The 16,292-nt window shown below is 66.0% G+C and carries 14 protein-coding genes; 7 read left to right on the forward strand and 7 right to left on the reverse strand.

Annotated elements, in window-relative coordinates; all coding sequences use genetic code 11:
- Positions 1 to 282 precede the first annotated feature (282 nt).
- Complete coding sequence (locus A3CU_RS0132825; protein ID WP_156960684.1) at positions 283 to 1,326, forward strand: metallophosphoesterase; 1,044 nt, start codon at positions 283 to 285, stop codon at positions 1,324 to 1,326.
- A 182-nt stretch (positions 1,327 to 1,508) separates the two neighbouring features.
- Here A3CU_RS0132825 and A3CU_RS50245 read toward each other — a convergent pair whose 3' ends face one another.
- From A3CU_RS50245 to A3CU_RS0132845, 4 genes are all read right to left on the reverse strand, one after another.
- On the reverse strand, positions 1,509 to 2,336 hold the full coding sequence (locus A3CU_RS50245; protein ID WP_052372581.1) for a carbon-nitrogen hydrolase family protein: 828 nt from the start codon (positions 2,334 to 2,336) through the stop codon (positions 1,509 to 1,511).
- Entirely contained in the window at positions 2,333 to 3,097 is a 765-nt protein-coding gene (locus A3CU_RS0132835; protein ID WP_027945827.1) for an SDR family NAD(P)-dependent oxidoreductase, read from the reverse strand. Before A3CU_RS0132835 ends, A3CU_RS50245 begins: the two co-directional genes overlap by 4 nt.
- Before the next feature lie 328 nt (positions 3,098 to 3,425).
- Positions 3,426 to 4,919, reverse strand: coding sequence for an aldehyde dehydrogenase (locus A3CU_RS0132840; RefSeq protein ID WP_027945828.1), 1,494 nt, complete (start codon positions 4,917 to 4,919; stop codon positions 3,426 to 3,428).
- A 15-nt stretch (positions 4,920 to 4,934) separates the two neighbouring features.
- Positions 4,935 to 6,344 (reverse strand): purine-cytosine permease family protein, encoded by a 1,410-nt coding sequence (locus tag A3CU_RS0132845; protein WP_245617455.1) that lies wholly within the window; start codon positions 6,342 to 6,344, stop codon positions 4,935 to 4,937.
- Between the two features lie 218 nt (positions 6,345 to 6,562).
- Here A3CU_RS0132845 and A3CU_RS52980 point away from each other — a divergent pair, with 218 nt between their 5' ends.
- The 5 genes from A3CU_RS52980 to A3CU_RS0132870 all read left to right on the forward strand — a co-directional run bounded on the left by A3CU_RS52980 (position 6,563) and on the right by A3CU_RS0132870 (position 11,056).
- Positions 6,563 to 6,676, forward strand: a complete 114-nt coding sequence (locus A3CU_RS52980; protein WP_211246576.1) for a helix-turn-helix domain-containing protein — start codon at positions 6,563 to 6,565, stop codon at positions 6,674 to 6,676.
- Positions 6,677 to 7,095: 419 nt separating this feature from the next.
- Complete coding sequence (locus A3CU_RS47900; RefSeq protein WP_043843395.1) at positions 7,096 to 8,874, forward strand: dihydroxy-acid dehydratase domain-containing protein; 1,779 nt, start codon at positions 7,096 to 7,098, stop codon at positions 8,872 to 8,874.
- A gap of 370 nt (positions 8,875 to 9,244) precedes the next feature.
- Entirely contained in the window at positions 9,245 to 10,054 is an 810-nt protein-coding gene (locus A3CU_RS0132860) for an oxidoreductase (RefSeq protein WP_027945830.1), read from the forward strand.
- 169 nt (positions 10,055 to 10,223) lie between these two features.
- Entirely contained in the window at positions 10,224 to 10,457 is a 234-nt protein-coding gene (locus A3CU_RS0132865) for an MFS transporter (RefSeq protein WP_027945831.1), read from the forward strand.
- 152 nt (positions 10,458 to 10,609) lie between these two features.
- On the forward strand, positions 10,610 to 11,056 hold the full coding sequence (locus A3CU_RS0132870; RefSeq protein ID WP_027945832.1) for a DUF1707 SHOCT-like domain-containing protein: 447 nt from the start codon (positions 10,610 to 10,612) through the stop codon (positions 11,054 to 11,056).
- A 59-nt stretch (positions 11,057 to 11,115) separates the two neighbouring features.
- Here the strand turns inward: A3CU_RS0132870 and A3CU_RS0132875 are convergent, their stop codons facing one another.
- Positions 11,116 to 12,645: an FAD-binding oxidoreductase gene (locus A3CU_RS0132875; protein ID WP_027945833.1), complete on the reverse strand. Its 1,530-nt coding sequence runs from the start codon at positions 12,643 to 12,645 to the stop codon at positions 11,116 to 11,118.
- A 1,072-nt stretch (positions 12,646 to 13,717) separates the two neighbouring features.
- Entirely contained in the window at positions 13,718 to 13,987 is a 270-nt protein-coding gene (locus tag A3CU_RS0132880; protein WP_027945834.1) for a hypothetical protein, read from the reverse strand.
- A 213-nt stretch (positions 13,988 to 14,200) separates the two neighbouring features.
- Between A3CU_RS0132880 and A3CU_RS0132885 the strand changes: the two genes are divergently transcribed.
- Positions 14,201 to 14,857, forward strand: a complete 657-nt coding sequence (locus A3CU_RS0132885; protein ID WP_027945835.1) for a response regulator transcription factor — start codon at positions 14,201 to 14,203, stop codon at positions 14,855 to 14,857.
- Positions 14,858 to 15,016: 159 nt separating this feature from the next.
- Here the strand turns inward: A3CU_RS0132885 and A3CU_RS0132890 are convergent, their stop codons facing one another.
- Positions 15,017 to 15,403, reverse strand: a complete 387-nt coding sequence (locus A3CU_RS0132890) for a hypothetical protein (RefSeq protein ID WP_027945836.1) — start codon at positions 15,401 to 15,403, stop codon at positions 15,017 to 15,019.
- Between the last annotated feature and the right edge of the window lie 889 nt (positions 15,404 to 16,292).

Consider the following 16,292-nt stretch of genomic DNA (forward strand, 5'->3'; position numbering starts at 1 on the left):
GTCCCCGCGGCCCGGCAACCCGACCCGTCGCCGGGCCGCAGAAGCACACCACACGGCCAAGGACGCTGCGAATTTTGGCGAGGCACAGGTTCAAACGATCATCGGGATTGCGGGGAGCATCGGGCCGATATCACCGTCATTGCCCCGAATCCGGCGGTTCGCGCGAGGGCCTGGCGTTCATGTCGGCGTCATCTGCCGGTCAGCCGACCATGGCAGTCTCTGGTGCACATCACGGATCGCACCGCGGCGCGACCTCGGTCCGGAGCAGACAGGGAGTTCATCGTGTGGAGATCACGGCGGAGGTGGCAGCGGGCAGCGCTGGCCGCGATCGGAGTCGGCGTACTGACCGCGACGGTCCTTTCCAGCGGACCGGCAACGGCCACCGCGGCGCCGGCCAGTGATGATGGCTACACTTTCGCGGTCATCGGGGACATTCCTTACGGTGCCGCGCAGATCGCCAACTTCCCGAACGTCATCGCGCAGATCAACGCCGACCCCGCGGTGCAGTGGGTCAACCACGTCGGCGACATCAAGGACGGCTCGAGCGTGTGCAGCGACGAGTACTTCGAGATGATCAAATCGAACTTCGACAAGTTCGCCGTTCCCTTGGTCTACACCATAGGTGACAACGAATGGACCGACTGCCACCGTCCCAACAACGGCGGCTACAACCCGCTGGAACGGCTGGCGAAGATTCGGCAGGTATTCTTCCCTGATGCCGGGCGCACGCTCGGGCAGCAAAGCCCCCGTGTGCAGTCACAAGACCGCCTTGGCATCCCAGAGAACGTGCGTTGGGAGCGAGCCGGCATCTCCTTCGGCGCGTTGCACGTGGTCGGCAGCAACGACAGCCTGGCCCCATGGACCGGTAACAGCGCGCCCACCCCGGAGCAGACAGCCGAGGTACTCGCCCGTACCTCCGCGGCGATCGACGAGATCCAGCAGACCTTCGCCGACGCCCGCGCACACCACGACAAGGCGGTCACGCTGCTTCTACAGGCGGACATGTTCGACCCGACCGTGCCCAACCCGACCTTCGCCGACTACTACGGGTTCCAGCCGATCGTCGCCACGATCGCCCGCGAGTCGGCCGCGTTCCCCGGGCCGGTGTACCTGTTCAACGGCGACAGCCACGTGTTCAACAGCGACAATCCGCTTGCCGCCGGCTCGAAATGGCTGTCCTTCTACGGCATCGACACGCCGGCGCCGAACCTAACCCGGGTCACCGTCGACGGTTCGGCTGGAGCGAACAACTACCTGCGGGTCACCGTGCACCCCAAGGGGCCGCAGGTGCTCACCTGGACGCGGGTCCCATTCGCCACATCCTGACCGCGAGCCTGCCCGAGGCCACCCGCCGACCGCGAGGTGGCCTCGACGACCTGGCACAGCGGTATCAACGCCGTATCCACCTGCGCGGCCAGACCATCCCGTTACTGGTGGCCTTGCTGGTCGCGGTCAGCCGCAAGGAGGTGCGCTACCGCTTCGCAAGCGGCGGTACGCCTGAAGCGGATCTACTGGTTCGAGGAGTCGTCAACGGGCCTGCGCAGCAGTCGCACTGCCTCCGCGACATGTCTGCGCTCGGCATCGACGTCGATCCGGCCGATGAGCAGTTCGAGTTCCGCGCCGGGGCGGCGCGAGGCCGCCACGACGGTGCGTCCGTCCGGTGCGATGATGCGGCTGCCACCCAGCATCGGCAGTCCTGGTCGACCCTGCTGGTTGGCCATGATCCACCACTGACCGTTCGTGATCGCGTGTGCCGGATACAACGTGTCCCACCAGGACGCCGCACTCGCTTCGTAAGCCGCGGGGGCCAGCACCACACCGGCACCCGCGGCGGCCAACTCCCTCGCCGTCTCCGGGAAATCACCGTCGAAACAGATCGCGCAGCCGACCCGGCCGAGTGCAGCGGTCTCGGCAGTGCCGAACCCGGTACCCGCAGCGAATACGCCGGGCTCACCACCTGGCGGATAGAGGTGCACTTTTCGCTGGGCCAACACGAGTTCTCCGGCCGGGTCGAACAACAACGCGGTGTTGTACAGCAGGCCACCGGCCGATTCGACAATGGTGCCGGCGCAGAGCAGCACACCGTGCCGGGCGGCGAGTGCCGAAAGACGCTGTGCCCGCGGCCCGTCGACCGATTCGGCGGCGGCTTCGGCGTCGGCGGCCAGCGACTCGGGACGGTACCCGCACACCCACAGTTCGGGCAGCACGACCACGGTGCAACCTTGTTCGGCGAGCGCGGCGACCACGTTCGTGGCGGTGGCCTCATTCCGGTCGGGATCGCCCGGTGTGGGAGTCCACTGGGCGATCCCGACGGTAGCCGGCTTCTCTGCGCTCATCGGGCCAGGAATCCGCCGTCGACCGGCAAGGCAACGCCGGTGACGAATCCGGCGTCGGCCGAAGACAGGAAGGCCACGCCGGCTGCGATTTCTTCGGGCTTGGCCAAGCGACCCATCGGAATCGGCTCGGCGAGCTTTGCCTTTTCCGCTTCGATATCGGAGTCACCGAGCAGGGCGTTCAGCAGCGGAGTGTCGCAGTCGGACGGACAGATCGCGTTGACCCTGATCCCGGACGTCGCGTATTGCACGGCCATGTGCCGGGTGAGGTTGAGCACCGCGCCCTTGGAGGCGTCGTAGGCGCATTCGTCGGGCAGCGCGGTGAAGCCGAACACCGATGCGATGTTCACGATCGCCCCGCCACCGGCGGCCAGAATCGCCGGTACGCCGTGCTTGCCGGTCAAATAGATGCTCTTGACGTTGATCGCCATGACCCGGTCCCAGTCGTCTTCCGAGCATGCGACCACGTCGCCTTCGGCGGCGAGGATGCCGGCGGCGTTGACGATCACGTTCAGCCCGCCCAGTGACTCGACCGTCTGCGCGACGGCGGAGGCGACTTGTTCGCCGGCGGCCACGTCGCACTCGACCGCTACCGCGGTACCGCCCGCGGCTTCGATGGTCTTCGCGGTTTCCTCGGCGGCCGGGCGCCGGATGTCGACCGCGGCGACCGCGGCGCCTTCCTCGGCCAGTCGCAGCGCGCAAGCACGTCCGATGCCCGATCCGGCGCCGGTCACGAACGCGACTTTCCCGTCCAGTCCTCGCATTGTTGTCTCTCCTTTGTTTGCCGAGGGGCTTCGCGTTTTCCGGACAGCCTTTTTGTGGCCAATTTATGCGGCGAGCCGCCCGGTCGAGTACTCGTTGTACCAGCGGGACCCGGTAGTCGAGTCCCAAGTAAAGTTATTGCCGACTATAAAATCACTTGATTCATTTGACAACCTTCCAGTGCACGTGTGACAAAGACCATGCGATTGCGCAGAAGAACGATCTGACTATTCCGACACGAACGCGTTTCTTTATTTCGAAACATGAAGAAGATTTTTCCGGAACTGGTTTTGGGTACACGTGGCCGGGCGTTACCGGGCCGGCACGGGTTCAGTACTTCAGCCAGGTGGTCTTCAGCGCGGTGTACTTGTCGAAGGAGTGCAGCGACAGGTCCCTGCCGAAACCTGACTGCTTGAAGCCGCCGAACGGGGTGATCGGGTTCAGAGCGTCGACGGTGTTGAGCGAGACGGTGCCGACTCGTAGCCGGTCGGCGACGCGGTGTGCCCGTGAAATGTCCTGCGTCCATACCGAGGCTGCGAGACCGTAGACGGTGTCGTTGGCGATGCGTACTGCCTCGTCCTCGTCGGTGAAACGCTGTACCGACAGCACCGGCCCGAAGATCTCCTCGGTGGCCAACGCGGAATCGGCCGGGACCTGGTCGAAAATCGTAGGTTCGATGAAGGCACCGCGGCCGTCGACGGTGACCCGGTTCCCACCGAGCACGAGCCGGGCGGTGCGCCGTCCGTTCTCGATGTAGGACTGGACGCGGTCGGCATGACCGGCATCGACCAGCGCGCCCATGGTGCTGTCCGGGTCGAGCGGATCGCCGGGACGGATCTTGGCGGCCCGCTCGGCGATCCGGCCCAGCAGGTCGTCGGCGATCGCGTCGTGCACCAGCAGCCGGGAGTTGGCGGAGCAGACTTCGCCTTGGTTGGCGAAGATCCCGAAGCAGGCAAGGTCGGCGACTTCGTCGAGGTCGCGCGCGTCGGCGAAGACGATGTTCGGGCTCTTGCCGCCGCATTCCAGCCAGACCTGTTTGAGGTTGGATTCGCCGGCATAGCCCAGGAGCAGCTTGCCGACCTCGCCTGAGCCGGTGAAGGCGACGCAGTCGACGTCCGGGTGTAGCCCGATGGCCTTGCCGGCTTCCTCGCCGTAGCCCGGGACGACGTTGAGCACGCCTTCGGGGATTCCGGCGGCGATGGCGAGTTCGGCGAGCCGCAGCGCGGACAGCGGCGACTGTTCGGCGGGCTTGAGCACCACGCTGTTGCCTGCGGCAAGCGCCGGCGCGAGTTTCCACGACGCCATCTCGAGAGGGAAGTTCCACGGCACAATGGCCCCGACGACACCGAGGGGTTCGCGGCGGATCGTGGCGAGGTTGCCTGGTCCTGCGGGGGCGACCTCGTCGTAAAGCTTGTCGATGGCCTCGGCGTACCAGGAGAACACGTCCGCGGTTCCGGGGACGTCGAACGTAGCGGCCTCGGTGACCAGTTTGCCCATGTCCAGCGACTCGGTGAGGGCGAGTTCCTCGGCGTTGTCGCGAATGAGCTCAGCCAGCCGCAGCAGCACGGTCTTTCGGTCGCCGGGGGCCGCGCGGGACCAGTCACCGCGCTCGAACGCGGCACATGCCGAGCGGACGGCGCGGTCCACATCGGCGGCCTCGCAGCGCGCGACCTCGGCGATGGTGGCCTCGGTGGCCGGGTTCACCGTCGCGAAGGTACGGCCGGAGATGGCCGGCACGCGGGCACCTCCGATGAACGCCGCACCGTCGGGGGCGAAGTCCGCGGCGAGTTTCTTCCACTGCTGGTGGGTGTTTCCGTCGGTCACGTTCCGACCTCCTGGTCAGGGGTTCGATGTTGCGTCGGCCGGTACTGCGGCAGGGTCCAGCGGCTGGGTGCGGCTTGACCACCGCTTTGCCGCCAGGTAGTAGAAGGGGCAGGTGATGAGCAGGCCGACGATCCAGGACACGTCCACGCCGCCGAGCAGGTCCGCGACCGGCCCGGTGTAGAGGTCGCTGGAGAAGAACGGCACCTGCACGACGATCCCGACGACGTAGGCGATGATCGCGGGGCCGTTGAAGCGGCCGTAGACACCACCGTCGGCCCGGAAGAACGACATCACGTCGTACTCGCCGTGCCGGACCAGGTAGTAGTCCACCAGGTTGATCGCGGTCCACGGGGTGAGGACGTAGAGCAGCAAGGCGATGAAGTTCTGGTAGACGACCAGGAAGTTGTCCTTGCCGGCCAGTGCCAGCAGCAACGCCACGGCGAACACGGCCACCGCGACCACGGCCCGGCCTCCAGCGCGCGGGACCCAGCTCCGCCGCAGTGTCTGGCCGACGGTGATCACACAGAGCACACCACAGTAGAGGTTCATGGCGTTGGTGTTGGCGACGCCGAGGGAAAGCACGATCAGGATCACGGTGCTGATCCCCGGCGTGAGCTGCGCGAGCCCGCCGACGGGGTCGTCTCCGCCGACAATGGCGCCGGTGAGCGCGCCGAGAATCATCGGCAGCACCGACCCGAGCACGCATCCGCCGTAGGTTGCCCAGAACGACGGCTTGCTCCCGGTGCCCTTCGGCATGTAGCGCGAGTAGTCCGAGACGTACGGAGCGTAGGCGATCTGCCACAGTGCCGCCGCCGAGATCGTGCCAAGCATCCCGGTGGCGCTGACCGTGCCACGACCGAACAGGTCGGTCGGTACGCCGTGGACGAACAGAATCCAGCAGAACGCAAGCAGCAGCGCCAGCCCGGCCGTGACTGTCATGATCTTGCTGTAGGTGTGGATCAGCTTGTAGCCGAAGATCGTGGCCACGACGCTGACCACACCGACGATCACGATGCCCAACGGAACCGAAACGCCGGGCGCCACGATGTGCAGCGACTGCCCGCCGAGCACCAGGTTGGACGCGAAGTAACCCGCGTACATGATGATCACCAGCACGACGACCAGTAGTGAGCCGTAAACACCGAACTGGCCGCGAGTCTGCACCATCTGCGGGACTCCGAGTTGCGGGCCTTGCGCGGAGTGCAACGCCATGAAGATCCCGCCGACCAGGTTGCCGATCAGGATTCCCAGTAGCGCCCACCCCAGCGGAAGGCCATACACCGTGGTCGACAGCGCGCCGGTGACCACGGTAAGCACCATGATGTTGGACCCGAACCAGATCGTGAACAGGTCGCGGGCGCGCCCGTGTCGTTCGTTCTCCGGGATTTGATCGATGGTGCGTACTTCGACGGTCGGAGCCGCCAAACCACTCTCCATAGAGTTGGCCTCTCTGTTACCACGCCATTCAGCGCCGACGGGTGGTCATCTGGGTTCGCGCGAAAAAACTCGCCACCGGTGTGAGGCGCTCCAGATGCATTGGGAGATAGCCTTCAGCCAGTCCGGCGCAACAGTCAAACACATAAAGTTGGCTCTCAATATCTACAAGATTGATAGCTGGCAATGGTCAGCCTTGAAGGAGTGCCATGCCAGGAGACGTCGACTTCACCCTCGTCCAGCTTCGCTATTTCGCCGTCGCGGCCGAGACCGGGAGCATGACCACGGCCGCCAAGCGACCGGCGGTCTCGCAGTCCGGATGACGGCTGCCAAGGGCAGCGGATCGCACCACCCGCGAGCCGCCATCGCTACTCGTTACCTCCCGCAACATAGTCTTGACCGAGCGTGAAACCGAGCGAGTACCCGGATGGATGGCCGAAGTCCAAGCCCGCCGCGCCGATCGCTAGGTTCGATGGGACAAGCTTCGCCGGGCCGCCAGGTTCGACGGGGCGACGCCCGTGGGCGTTGGCCGGAGCCGTCCTCGGCGAGAAGCAGCCGCACTCGGCGGTCGCGAGTTGCAGTTCGGAAGGCGTCGGCACGGGCTGCCAGAATCAGCTATCGCGGGTGGCCCGATGGCGGGCCTCAGGGTTGTTGCTGACGCCGGCGGGGACAGGTTCCACGCGGTGCTGTGCAGACGCAGGAACCGCTCGCGGACAAGTACGCAGGACAAGGAGATGGGCGAATGAGCGAGTCGAGCGGCCAAGACCTGTGGCGGCCCGGCCAGGACTGCCAGGCCGTGGCCACGGCGCGAGCGTTGGGGCAGGACCCCGATCGGATCCACGGAGCGCCGTGGTGCGTCGTGGGAACCCTGGGCGACAGCATCTGCTATGTCGGCGTGAACGATAAAGTCGACGCCATCCAGGCCGCCATGGGGCGCCGTATCGCGGAGCGGGACCTGCCGGTCCGGCTGCTGGCGCCCAACTACTCCGGCGGGATCTCGGACGGGCAGCGCAATGGTACGCCGCAGATGCGCTACTCCCTGATCGGCAGGGAGACAACCAACGACGGCCTGTCGCTGCACTTCGAGGGCAATGACATCCGCGGTGTGATCGCCGTTGTGGCGTGTGACAAGCCGCCCGTCGGCACCGCCGCAGCGATCCTGGAGCGCAACGTTCCCGCCGTCATGCTCTCCGACGGTTCGATCCGCCCGGGCAAGGACCCGCTGACCGGCGAGACCATCGACCTCGTCAGTTGCTTCCAGGTGGCGGGGGACCCGGATGCGGAGAAACGCGAGCGCTGGGCCCGCAACGCCTGCCCTGGGCACGGCAGCTGCGGCGGGATGTTCACCTACAACACTATGCAGACGTTCATCGCGCTGCTGGGGCTCGAACCGCTGCACATGGTGTCGCCAGCGTCGGAGGACCCGCGCCGGATCAAGGAGTTCCCCGAGCAGCTCGTGGACTGCCTGGAGATCATGACCGACCGGGCCATCACCCCCCGTGACCTCGCCACGCCCGCCGCGTTCCGCAACGCCACAATCGTGGCCATCGCGATGGGCGGCTCGACGAACGTGGTCCTGCACGCGCCGGAGATCGCGCGCGCTGCCGGTATCGATTTCTGGAACGACGTCATGTCCCAGCAGGAATTCAACCAGCTCTCCCGGAATGTGCCGGTCCTCATCAACGCCCGCCCGTTCGGCCGATACAGCATGGTCGACATCGACGCGGTCGGCGGTCTGCCGGTGATCGTCAAAGAGCTCCTCGACCACGGCGTCCTCGACGGCTCGACGCTGACATGCACGGGTGAGACGCTGGCTGAGCAGATCGCTCGCATCGACCCGCCCGCGCCCGACGGCGAGGTCATCTTCGGCGTGGCGGCGCCTTTCAAGCCGACCGGCGGTCTCCGTCTGCTCTCGGGCAACATCGCCCCGAACGGTGGTGCGGTGATCAAGCTGGCCGGTGTCGAGACAGGCATCGTGGACAACCGGTTCGTCGGGCGGGCGCGGGTATTCGACAGCGAGCAGGACCTGCTGAAGGCCCTCATCGACACGCCGGACGTGTTCGCCGACCGGGACATGGTCGTCATCCGCTACGAAGGTCCGCGGGGCGCGCCCGGAATGCCCGAAATGCTGGACCCAACGTCGCGCATCACCGCCCTGTGCAGGCAGAAGGGGATCTCTGTCGCGTTGATGACGGACGCCCGCTTCTCCGGCGGGTCGGTGGGCCTGGTCATCGGACACGTCGGGCCGGAGGCCGCACTCGGTGGGCCGATCGCGTTGATCGAGGCCGGGGACACGATCACCGTCGACCTCGACCACGACACCCTCGACTGCGCTGAGCTCGCGGACCCGGCGACATTCGAGGCGCGACGGCAACGTTGGCTGGACGAGGCCGCCTCTCACGGCGGCCAGCATCCACACGTTCGCCCGGTGACAACCCGACTACTGCGCCGCATGCGCGCCGTTGCCGCCACCGCCATCGAGGGCGCCGGGATGGCCACGCCAACCGCAACATCGAACTGAGCCTCCATCCCGGGCACTGAGCCGGATCGTCTCGACGACACGAAACCACGCGAGGCGGGGAACGGTAGTTCCCCGCCTCACGTGCGCCGCTGGTACCAACCGCCAGCCGTTGCGGGGAACTTCGGCCCCTTCAACCCGTGGATCGGAGTGGACGACCCGAAGCGCGAACTGCTCCACGGTTTTCAGGTCGATTCACCTCCAAGTCATTGCAACTTTTTCAGATGCGAGTTGCAATTGCGACAAGGTCGTTGCAACTTTCTTCGTCTTCTACCTCACACAATAAAGGAATCTGCCGAGTCTTGAGTTGACCGTTGCGGAAAGCAAGTAGCTTTCCTTTTGAAGAAACTACAGAGTCAGAAGGGGGTGCCCGATGAAGGTGTGTCTGGTCACCGGAGCCTCGTCCGGGATCGGTATGGCGACCGCGCTCGGCCTGTTGCGCGCGGGTCACATGGTCTACGGTGCCGCGCGGCGCGTGCACAAGATGGAGGCCATCCGCGCCGCCGGCGGGCGCGCGCTCCAAATGGACGCGCGCGTTCATGCGGACCTCGACCAGGCGGTCGACACCGTCGTCGCGGAGCAGGGGCGGATCGACGTCCTGGTCAACAACGCCGGGACGGTTCTGCACGGCGCCATCGAGGACGTGCCGCTGAGCCAGGCGCGCGACCAGTTCGAGGTCAACCTCTTCGCGCCGGCCAGGCTCGTCCAACTCGTCCTGCCACACATGCGTGCGCAGCGGTCCGGCACGATCGTCAACGTCTCCTCGATCGGCGGCGAGATCGCACTGCCGCTGGGCTCCTGGTACTACGCGGCCAAGCACGCACTCGAGGCATTCTCGGACACGCTGCGCATGGAGGTCGGGCCGTTCGGGATCAACGTCGTGATCATCCAGCCCGGCATCATCAAGACCGAGTTCGAGGACCAGACCGCCGCCCAGTTGCGGGAGTTCTCCGGCAACGGCGCCTACCGGCACATGGCGGAAGCCATGGCCCAGAGCAGCGAGACCGGCCTGTCCGAAGGCTCCGACACCGACGTCGTCGCCCAGGCCATCCGGCAGGCGATCGAGTCCGACCGACCGGAAACCCGCTACGCGGTCGGCTGGATGGCGGACAAACTCCTGGAACTCAACCGCACCCTGCCGGACCGCGAGTTCGACGAACTGGTCACGCGCAAGATCAGGTAGCGGACGGCTATGGCCGCATCGCGATGACCAAGCACCAGTTCGACCAAGCCGGATCAGGGCAGCGACGAGGGAGCAGTCATTCCTTCCTCGTCGCACTGTTCGTGGTCGTCGAGGCACGTGTGCCATTGGCGATGGAGCGTCGTGAGGTCACGAACTGTTCGCCATCCTGATGTTCACCCCGCTGTTCCGCCAGATCGTCGTCGGCGCGAAAGCCACCAGCACCGGCCTGCTCCTGCTGCCGATGACGGTCGGAATCACCGCGTCCACAATGGTCGCCGGCCGGCTGATCGCCAAAACCGGCACCTACAAGCACTTCCCCGTGCTCGGCCTCGTCATCACCACGGTGGTGGCCTTCCTGCTGTCCCGGATCACCGAATCGACCCCCAGCCGAGAAGAGCCCTAGCGAAAGGCGCCGCGACATCCACCAAAGGCGCACGGTCGGAAAAATACGACGAAATACGTATTTCCAATGAGCGCGGAACGCGAAAAAGCGTACCCGAAAACGTCGCAACCTGAACGACGCGCGCGCGGATCCCCTGGGCCATCCTGACAATTATGGTAGACAAGTCCTGGCGAACCTTCGGTGTTCGCGCCTCCGACCTCGAACGCGAAGACGCCGCTCACCGGATCGAGGCGGCCAACGGCGAGGGGCGGCTGTCTCTCGCCGAAGCCGAGCAGCGGCTGGCTCTGGCCTACTCCGCGACCTACCGCTACGAGTTGCACCGGCTCGTAGCGGACCTGCCATCGAAACACGCGCCGGCACCCGGCCCCGAGTCACGGAACGCGAAGGTCTGGCTCGGCGTGCACGCCGCCGTCGTGGCCGTGCTGACGGGGCTCCTGGTTTACCGTTGGCAGACCGCGGGCACCGCGTTCTTCTGGCCGATGGCCCCGCTGGCCGTGCTCACGGCAAGCCTCGTGGCGCACGCGTGGTTCCGGCTCTCCGGACGTTTCGTCGGCCGTGCGCCGCTGCTCGGCCAGCGGCGCGAAAACCCCGAGTCGTAGCGTTCGCCGCCCCAGGGGCCATCCCGGCACGGTTGCCAGAACGGTCCCCGGGCGTGCGCTCACTGACCGATGGCCTGCGGAAACCGGAAGAACCCGTGCGGGTCGTAGCGGCGCTTGGTCCGCACCAGTCTGCCGTAGTTGTCCCCATAGTAGGCGTGACGCCAGTCCTGGAGCTGCCCATCGATGAAGTTGATCTGCCCCTCATTGTTGCCGTAACGCCGTGCGACAGCGAATCCGCCGCCGGTCCACGCCTCGATCGAGGCCTTCACCTCAGCGGGCGGTGCCTGGGTCCGCACGCCCGCCGTGTATGTGAAGTATTGCTGCGCGGTGCGGTGGACGTAGGCCGTCTCGGCAGGCCCGGTGCGGTTGATCTGCCCGCCGAGGCCGCCCCAGCTCATCACCCGGAACTGACCGGCTGCGGGCATGGCCTCGAAGGCGGCGAGCGCCTCGCCGATAGCCTGCGCCGTCATGGTCTGCTCGAGCAACCTGCCGCGCGCAAGCACGAAACTCTGCCGCGGCAGGGTCGCCTCGGGGTTGTAGCCGACCCGGTGGCACTGCTGCACGGTCTGGGTACCGCAGCCGAACATTCGCATCATCGCGTCGACGTAGGACAGGTCGTCCGCGAGCCGGCTGACCGGCGCCGACCCCACGGCCGAGACGAGTTCGTCCAGATGCGGGTTCAGCCCGGCCGGTGCGCCGAACCAGCTGCCCGAAACGAACAGGGCCGGCTGTGTCCCGGGCGCGGCATTCTGGTTCATCACCGTCAGGTTCGCGGTGAGGTCGTCCGGTGCCGAGACCAGCCACGCCAGGTACGCGGCGATCACCTCCGCCGCACGCGCCCACGGCCAGCTGAGGCTGAAGCTCACCATCCGCGTCGTGGTCACCGGGGCGATCTCGTAACGCGTGACCACCCCGAAGTTGCCGCCACCTCCGCCGCGCAGCGCCCAGAACAGGTCCGGTTCCCGCCGCGGCGAGCACCGCGCGACCCGGCCGTCGGCCAGCACCACCTCGGCCGAGAGCAGCCGATCGCTTGCCACGCCGTACTTGCGCGACAGCGGGCCGACCCCGCCACCCTGCAGGTACCCTCCCATGCAGACGGTCGGGCAGTTGCCGGTGATCACCGACAACCCTCGCCGGCTCAGCGTGGCCAGGATGTCGACGCCTTGCGCGCCGGGGCCGAGTTCGACCGTCGAGCTGCCCACATCGATCGCGTTGAGCCGCGAGACGTCGAGCACCAGCCCGGTGGTCGTGGAGTAGCCGGCGGCCGAGTGCCCACCGCTGCGCACCGCCACGGCGATGTCGTGGTCGTGCGCGAAACGCAGGCACGTCCGCACGTCCTGGACATTCTCACAGTAGGCGATCGCTTGCGGGAGAACGTCGTCGAAGGCCGCGCTGTCCAACTGCAGGGCCTCGGGGTAGGCCGGGTCGCCCGGCAGCACGACGTCGCCGCTGAGGTACCGGCGCAGCCGTTGCCACCGCGTGTCCGCGGTTTTGGCGAAGGCAGCGGATCCGTACCACGGTGCGGACCCGGCCGCGACGAGTCCAACCGCCCCCATTCCGCCGCGCAGCAACATTCGTCGTGTGATCATGGCTCTGCTCCCTATGCCGCTTTCCGCGTGACAGCCAAACCACACACCAGGACGCGCAGCCTGTCACGAGAGTGGGAACAGAATCCCCGCCGTCAGGGACAAGGTTCCCGGGCGACAGGGGGCGGTCATGTCCCGCTCAGCGCCTCGACCACGGGCGCCGAATTTGTCCAGGTAAGCGGAATTGACGGTGCGAGTCGTTCGACCCGCCTGCCCGCGGCGCCGAATTCGCGTCCGAACTTGGCTGCCCACGCCTCGGACCCCGGCCGGTTCGGCAAGACCCGGATCGTCCGGGAGGGCGGCGACCGCGCCGGGACTATCCTCACCGGCGAACTCGATGTGCACCCGATCTCCGAACTTCCTAATCATCCGCATTGTTCCATGAATTTCAATCAGGCGTTCCCAATTACATGCGAATAGCTTTTAGTTATTCATCATCCACATTCTTCCTTTTGGGCCAGCACCAGCAGACCGGAAGGGTTCGTCCGGCGCGATACCGTCGCGGCAATACCGGAAAGAAAACGATGACCCAGACTTTCGAGATCGCCGCCGGATTAACGTAAATTAAATACACGTTTGACCCGGCGGCGACCCATGGCCAAGGTAACGACGGGCCAACCCGGACGCAAGCACGTCGCACTTGGGCGGTGATTGTTGACGGTCCGCCAAATCGAGCGAAGGGCAGTGCGACCGGAACAGGCCCGCGGGCGCATTCGACAGCGTTTCCGCTGGCAGAACACACAGAGAACGGCAGGGCGCGACGTCGGAATCCCCCCGCGCGACGGGGCGCCGGGGTGCCACCCGTTGAACGGGTCCCAGTCGCGCTGGGTGACAATCCCAGCCATGCCGGGAAACAATCCTCCGATTGACGTATGCGGACCCGGTATCGCATCCATCGGCTCGATTTTCGCCCATGTCAACCCCATGAAGCCGCGTTGCGGAACCGTTGCGAGGCCATGGGGGCCGCTGGTAACATGTAAGTTCGTCTTTATCGTTCGGCACGATTGGTTCTACCTAATGTTCTGGGGGCAAGGTGTGCATGGTCGGCCTTATCTCGGGAAACCGATCCTCCTTGTTACGGACCCGAATGAAACCAAAGCAAGGTCACCCGAATGCGGACGGCGAGCCGAAGAAAACCGCTGAGAGTGACGGAGGAGGCTTCGTAAGAAGACTCGCGGCGATTCTTCGCACGCCGCTGGAAGGCCTGGGTGCGGCGGTCGCCGGGCAGCTGCCGCACCACCCGGCCGAGATCCACGACGAGCCGGATAATGGTCCGGACAACATCGAGCCGGCCAAGGACGGCTCCGGCCGTACCTGTGAGCAACTGCGAAGCACTGGCGAACATGGCGGAGCGCGCGGAAGAGCTGAGGGCCGGTGCACCGTGCGGCCGGCCATTCCCAGCGGCGCGATGGCGCTGGCCGTGCTGCCACTCCCAAGACGGCAAACACGAGCAGCCCGGTCCGCGTGATCAGGGTCTGAACGCCTCACGCGAACAACGCCGTCCACGTGCCAGGGAATGTTTCGTCAACGTCATGACCTTATGCCTGGGGGCATTTCTGTGGGAAACACCGAAAGTGAGCAGATCGAGATACTGATCGCCGACGATCATCCACTCTACCGCTACGGACTGCGAAACCTGCTCGAAGAGTTCGGCATGTTCAAAGTGGTCGGCGAAGCGCCGACCGGTGACGAGGCGCTGATGATGACCTGCCGGCTGAGACCCCGGTTGGTGCTGATGGACGTCAACCTCCCGGGAATGTCGGGAATCGAGGTCACCAAGAACATCGTCGCCCGCCGGCCAGGGACATCGGTCATCGTGATCACGATGCTCGAGGACCGCGACACGTTCTTCGCGGCGATTCGCGCCGGCGCCCGTGGATACCTGATGAAGGGCACCGAGTCAGAGGACGTCCGGCAGGCGATCACCACCATTGTTTCCGGTGGCCTGTTCTTCGATGCCCAGGTGGCGAAATGGGTGGTCGAATACCTGGTCAAGCCGCCCGCGCCACGCCCTCCCTTCCCGGAGCTCACCGACCGGGAGCGAGCGGTGCTGGAAATGGTCGCCGACGGCGAAGGAAACGTGGCCATCGCGCGGACGCTCGGACTGTCGATCAAGACCGTCCGTAACTACCACTCGCGGATCTTCGCGAAGCTCCAAGTGGTCGACCGGACTGAAGCCGCGGTGCTGGCGCGCCGCGCGGGCCTCGGGCACTGACCAGCCACCACACACCGGCCGCGGCGCAGGCGGTCACCTGAACGGGTCTCCCCGGCCACAGGCCGGTGGGACCCGTTTCTCCATCTCATCGAAATCGGGCCGGCGGTGGCGTGTGTCCTGGTCCCCAGCCGGGCAGGCCAGGCCGGTGGATCACACAATTCAGTGGGCGGTAACCTTCCGGTACGCGTGCGTAACCGCGACGATCCCGTAAATCAGAGCCACGACGACGCCGATTTCCTGCAGCGCAGTGCCCAAGAACGGGCCGAAGTCGCCCGGGTTGCCCAGCCGCTTCCAGATGGAGCCCTCGATCAAACCACCCACGAGAACAAAGGCGGGGGCGATGATCCCGATGAACAGGACCCAGCGGGCCCGCGTGGCCAGCGCGAGGACCAGGATGCCCGCCGCAGCCAGGATGATCGGGCCGGGCGGCACCGTCGGGTACCCGGGGACACCCACGATGACTTGCAGGACGATACCCGCGGCGGCGACGAAGAGGAAAATCGCGTTCAGGGTTGCCGCCGAGGACGGCGGGCGGCTGGAAGTCATGCCCGAATCTCCTTCGTGGTTCGCGTCGGCTGCGCACTCGTGCGGCAGCCGCTTTCGGCGCGTGACCGTCCAGGAACGAGTTCCCCCACGCTGGGCCTCCAGAGAGTCCCCGGAGTGATCGGTCACGGCAACAGCATGGCGTCCGTGTCGTGGTGCGACGTCCGCCAGGAAGCGGCATTGCACATACGCAGCCTTGCGTAGAGACGAACAGAGGTCCGGATACGCCGGTGGCAGCTTGGGCAGCACCCGTGCTCCACACTCGTCGTGCTGCTGGTGACCGGCGGCCTCTGGCTCGGGCCGTTCTCACTGCGCAAGGCGGCCACCTTCGGCTGTCGTTCGGCCTGACCCTGGCGACCGTGGCCTGGCAACGCGGTTTTCGGCCTCCTTTCCCGTCGCCGCGGACGTGTTGCAAGGTGACGTGGGTGATTCGGGGTAATCTGATTAGCACGAGTGCCAAGCCGCGCATCGCGGTCATCACCGGATTTCCGGGCAAACGACGCCAAGGAGCGTAACCTCCAGATTTCCAGATGATCAAGGTGCGGTAACGACACAGCTCCTGCTCAGCGAACTGTGGGTATTCTTCCCGAGGCCGCACCAGGCAAATCAGAAAAAGCGAATCCGGCACCGCAAAAAGGGGACGTATTCGCGGTTTTCAGGTCCTCGTAGATCGCCGACATGGTTCGGCGCAGGGCCCAATTCTCTGGGGAGCCGTGACTGTGGACAGCGATTTCGACGGCACACCTACGCGGCTGCTGATAGCCGACGACCATCCGCTCTACCGGTCCGGGCTGCGCGGCGCTTTCGGCGCCGACCCGCGGTTCGAGGTCGTGGGCGAGGTGAGTACCGGAACCGACGCCGTCGCCGCGAGTCACCGCCTGCGCCCGCATGT

The sequence above is a fragment of the Amycolatopsis taiwanensis DSM 45107 genome (assembly GCF_000519205.1).
GTDB lineage: Bacteria > Actinomycetota > Actinomycetes > Mycobacteriales > Pseudonocardiaceae > Amycolatopsis_E > Amycolatopsis_E taiwanensis.